The 4,340-nt window shown below is 40.2% G+C and carries 6 protein-coding genes and 1 pseudogene; 4 read left to right on the forward strand and 3 right to left on the reverse strand.

Translation table 11 applies throughout. The features are described from left to right. A partial coding sequence (locus tag K0778_RS25005) for an IS1 family transposase (RefSeq protein ID WP_019725171.1) occupies positions 1 to 110 on the forward strand: 110 nt, incomplete at its 5' end. A 581-nt stretch (positions 111 to 691) separates the two neighbouring features. On the opposite strand, the gene K0778_RS25010 is transcribed toward K0778_RS25005, so the two are convergent. Beyond that, entirely contained in the window at positions 692 to 1,204 is a 513-nt protein-coding gene (locus K0778_RS25010; protein ID WP_072643675.1) for a hypothetical protein, read from the reverse strand. 2 nt (positions 1,205 to 1,206) lie between these two features. Then, positions 1,207 to 2,006 (reverse strand): annotated as a pseudogene (locus tag K0778_RS25015) (trhR). A gap of 713 nt (positions 2,007 to 2,719) precedes the next feature. Here K0778_RS25015 and mobI point away from each other — a divergent pair. From mobI to K0778_RS25030, 3 genes are read left to right on the forward strand one after another with little or no spacing between them, the layout of a single operon-like run. Beyond that, positions 2,720 to 3,205 (forward strand): conjugative transfer protein MobI(A/C), encoded by a 486-nt coding sequence (gene mobI, locus K0778_RS25020; RefSeq protein ID WP_016236481.1) that lies wholly within the window; start codon positions 2,720 to 2,722, stop codon positions 3,203 to 3,205. Beyond that, on the forward strand, positions 3,202 to 3,924 hold the full coding sequence (locus tag K0778_RS25025) for a hypothetical protein (RefSeq protein ID WP_072643676.1): 723 nt from the start codon (positions 3,202 to 3,204) through the stop codon (positions 3,922 to 3,924). The genes mobI and K0778_RS25025 overlap by 4 nt, the downstream gene beginning before the upstream one ends. A gap of 10 nt (positions 3,925 to 3,934) precedes the next feature. Continuing rightward, positions 3,935 to 4,237 (forward strand): hypothetical protein, encoded by a 303-nt coding sequence (locus K0778_RS25030; protein WP_226244055.1) that lies wholly within the window; start codon positions 3,935 to 3,937, stop codon positions 4,235 to 4,237. On the opposite strand, the gene K0778_RS25035 is transcribed toward K0778_RS25030, so the two are convergent. Then, positions 4,231 to 4,340: IS1 family transposase (locus K0778_RS25035; protein ID WP_019725171.1), on the reverse strand; the 110-nt coding region annotated here is incomplete at its 5' end. The two genes, K0778_RS25030 and K0778_RS25035, sit on opposite strands and share 7 nt — an antisense overlap.

The raw sequence follows: 4,340 nt of genomic DNA on the forward strand, positions 1-4,340 counted from the left end.
TGAGGCAGCACCTGGCACGGCTGGGACGGAAGTCGCTGTCGTTCTCAAAATCGGTGGAGCTGCATGACAAAGTCATCGGGCATTATCTGAACATAAAACACTATCAATAAGTTGGAGTCATTACCGCCACAGGGGCACCTCAAAAACACCATCATACACTAAATCAGTAAGTTGGCAGCATCACCCCCTCACTAAACGGCAGTTAATACCGTGTCCCGGTAAAACTTTATCTCTAAGAGAGAAGTGGATAAAAATATTTAAGAGTACAGAACTGTGAATCCGCAATATCATTCAGACAATAAATCACAGATTAAGAATGCCCCCCCCAACTTGCTTATTACCACGTAGGGGATTTTATATAATTGATTACTAGCGAGAAGTAATGGTTGGGCAGTCTCACCACAAAACATCGTCTTATCATAGTCAGTATTGAATTAAAGAATGAGAAATTATGTTAGTAATGCTTACATAAAATTAAGGCAAGAAGGATAGAGTAAACAAAGAACAACTACGCTTGGTAGTTATATTTAACACAATATGCTTGATATGCGTGAGAACGGAAGCTATCTGAAAATAAACAGCAACATGTAGTACATGTGGAAAAGTACGCAAGTCAAAAATTTTATAGATAAAGACGAAACCGTCTTTAGATTTTTGATCTCTGCTTAAAACCACTCACATAAAGTAATAACTAATCTAACTCCTCCTGGGAATACCGTACTATTGCAGATGCCGTTGACGACAATCTACACCGAGGGCAATGAGTATCGTTGGTATATGGAACAATGTAAGGGCGCTTACATTTCGCACAAGTTTCTAGCTCCTCAATTTCTTTCATTGACGTAAGAATTTCAATTATTTTATTTACCTCAGGGGCGCATACGAAATAACCAAGGTTATGCAGCACGCTCATGATGCGGTTAAAGTCAATATTGCGAAAGCTGGATTCCGGATGAATAGGATCAAAACCGAAATAGTTTACAGCGACATCAATAACAGCAGAAAACGCTCTGCGGTTATCCGCGCGACGACTCCACCCACGAATGCCTTTTTTAACGTGTTGTTGAGGTTCGGACCTGAAATCAATATTTTCTGCAACATGATTGCCATAAAGTATTCTGATTGAATTTTTATTTGCACCAAGTGACATCGTTTTTGTAGCGCTCAATAACCTGCTAGCTTTAGTTTGATCGACTTTAGCCATATTCAATAATCCTTCAAGAGCACTTTATTTGCTAATGAGTTAAACACATCCTGACGGTGACACGTAAACATAGTGTCGTAACGCAGTAGTTCCATTAAGTCATCACTAACTTTACCCAAACGAATGTCGGCAGATAATTCGTATGCCCAGGCGAATACTTTAGATTTTAACGTAGTGCTATCATCCCCCAGTCCTGGCGTAAAGGCAATTGTTCGCGGAAAGAGAACAACATCGTTAATTGCTTTAAGTGATGAAACGCCAACATCTTTTATTGCATCTGCGGTGGCAGGCTTTAATCCAAAAAATATGCTGACAAACTCAGGTGCAAGCATTGACATAAAGAAGATTTGAATAAAGTAATCATTTTGTATATCTACACACTTAGAGCGTAACTGCTGAATTTTTGTCGGATTATAAAAGTCTTCCCGGCCACACAGTAAAGTAACTTTTTCCCCAGCATTGTAAATACCGAAGTCAGCATCGTCACTGTCATATTCTCGAATAACGTTAGTGTCACCATCGACAACAGCCATAAAAAATTATCCCAGGAAATCTCTTTGCCTAAAGAACGTGGAACGAGGAAACTTCCCGGACGAGTTTCAACTTCAAATGCATTATCAGTCATTGTCCCAAATCCGTCTCCAAATAGACGGCGTTGCAAGAGTGGAGACCCTGATTGATACGAAGAAGATCCATGGATAGGCAATAACATTAGGAATGCACGGTAACTACGAATAATCGAAACCTCGGTACGTAATAGTTTACCGAGCAAGTTACGCGTTATGTTATCTGATTCTGACATGTCGGATTGTCCTTGAGTCAATACAATAGTACAACTCTTCTACATGAAATTAAAGTTTGGTTTTTTGAAGTATGAAAAGCTACTTTTGGAATTTTAATACTGCCGATTTGAGTCTTAAAACTAACCATTCAACCATTCGCCTTACTTGTAACACTTTTTAAACAAACTGACCAGAATTTTATCAAAAAAAACTGAGCTTGCTAACGAACTGTGAAGCGCTTAAAAAAATCGCAAAACTTGCACTGTTATCGGCAGAAAGCAGCAATAACCTTAGCGATAAGAGCGAGCTAGCATGAATATTTTTCCGATTGATTAACAATGGCTATTACATAGGGTCACTTTTTGCTGAAAAGTGGCCCTATGGAGCCTCGACATAGGGTCACTTTTTTAAAAAGTGGCACTATGCGCAAAAAACCTAGGGTCACTTTTGATTAAAAAGTGGCACTAGATATATGTATAACTTAGTAAGTAAAACAGCACTTTTCAAATCACCGGATCAGGAATATCCATTGCAGAAAAAGCTACTTTTCTGCCGAATATAAGTACACCCCGCTATGCCGTTCCCGAGCTCATCTGGTGTTATTCACTATCGGTATGCATCGCACCAACGACACGCCCCTCATAATTCTCAGAAAAAAATCACTGAAAAAAGCCCTGTTTGTGAAAAAAAATAAAAACCACTTCGGTATAGTGATTTCACATCAGGAGGTCACATGTCTAATTCGAAACTAATAAAGTCACTTGAATTATCGCGCAGCTTAATGCGTTCACAAATCGAGGCTCTGCGGGAGGAGGCTGAAGACTTGTGTACAAATTACTGGATCGAGTGGAAAGAACGGAATCATCTGGAGATTAATTTACCCCGGCCTAGCAATACACTAAAACGTGAGTATCTGGGTTCGTATGCACCGAAACTAGAATTAATTGGTAATGCGAAAAAAGTCACTATCACCTGGCATAAGTTCAGTCCGTTTAAAACCAGGGCACCCAGCTATATGTCGAAACGGGTTTCTGCGATGAAAAACGGAAAATATTCAAAAAGCTGCTTTGTTAATCACGCGTCTTGGGAATATGAAATGATCGAAAAAACGGAGGGGTTACTGGAACCCTACAGAGAATTACTTGAATTCTATCATGCTGCATATATCGAACTGGGACGGAAAATCCGTAAATACTCAAAATATAAGGTGGCACAATGACCGACGTATCAATAAATGAAACCGAGCAGAAAACTCCTGATGTAAATGCCCGCACCTCTCAGGCATCTGACAATACCCGCAAAGTCGTGCAAAGTAAAAATGAACTTTACGGCATGGCCACAGTAACCATTAAGCCAGGTACTCCCGATTTTAACCGTTTCCTTACGGCTCAGAATCGTTCCGTAATTAGAGGCTTTGATGATGTAAGTATTGCTATTTCATCATTATTCAGGACGGTTAATGCGGTAAGGCACCCCGAATTGGTGCAGGCAATTCAGGACTGGTTTAATGAATTGCACGACGAAAATAATTTAATGAAGGAGAATCTGGAACACCATATCGCCACTATTCACGTTGATGAAAGTGATCCATTCTTCTCATCAACTGAGTTTTCTCCGTTCCGATTTGAATCGGTCCAGTTAAACTTCAACAATCAAAATACAATGCTTTTTTATAAGCACATCTTTGAAATGAACAACCTTCTGACCCAGATGTACAAATTCAACTCTCTGGGTCAATTACCGGTTAGCGATTACAACGTAATGGCGCACAATATTATTCGAAGTCTCAACATGTATATCGAACGGGTTAAGAAAACACTTAACGTATCCCGTCGTGTAAAAGGTGCTTACAGTCCCGATGAGTTTATCGAAAAGGTAAAACAGTACAAAAGCGTGCAGGCTTATATTGCTGCGGAACTGTCTGGTAAACGCCGCTAAGGATTATTTGATGAATTTCAGGGCGATCTTCTTAAGTATGCAACGAGTTTTAGGCATCTTCTCCAGACGGGAGAATGATGTAGTTGAGTTAATAAAGCAGGACCCTTCGAGTCTTTCGCCATTTGCTCAGATTGTAGGGGATCAAAAATACACTGTGCCAGATCACCCGAATCTTGAAGTCCTGAAATTCATTGAATACCCAACCCGACCTGCGGGGATACAAACCTTTAATGAGCAGTCTATTCTTTCTCTTTATAGAGATAAACTGCACTCTATTTCTATGATGCTCGCGGTAATGACTCCAACTTATTGATAGTGTTTTATGTTCAGATAATGCCCGATGACTTTGTCATGCAGCTCCACCGATTTTGAGAACGACAGCGACTTCCGTCCCAGCCGTGCCAGGTGCTGCCTCA

The organism is Escherichia sp. XD33, from assembly GCF_019375075.1.
GTDB lineage: Bacteria > Pseudomonadota > Gammaproteobacteria > Enterobacterales > Enterobacteriaceae > Enterobacter > Enterobacter flexneri_A.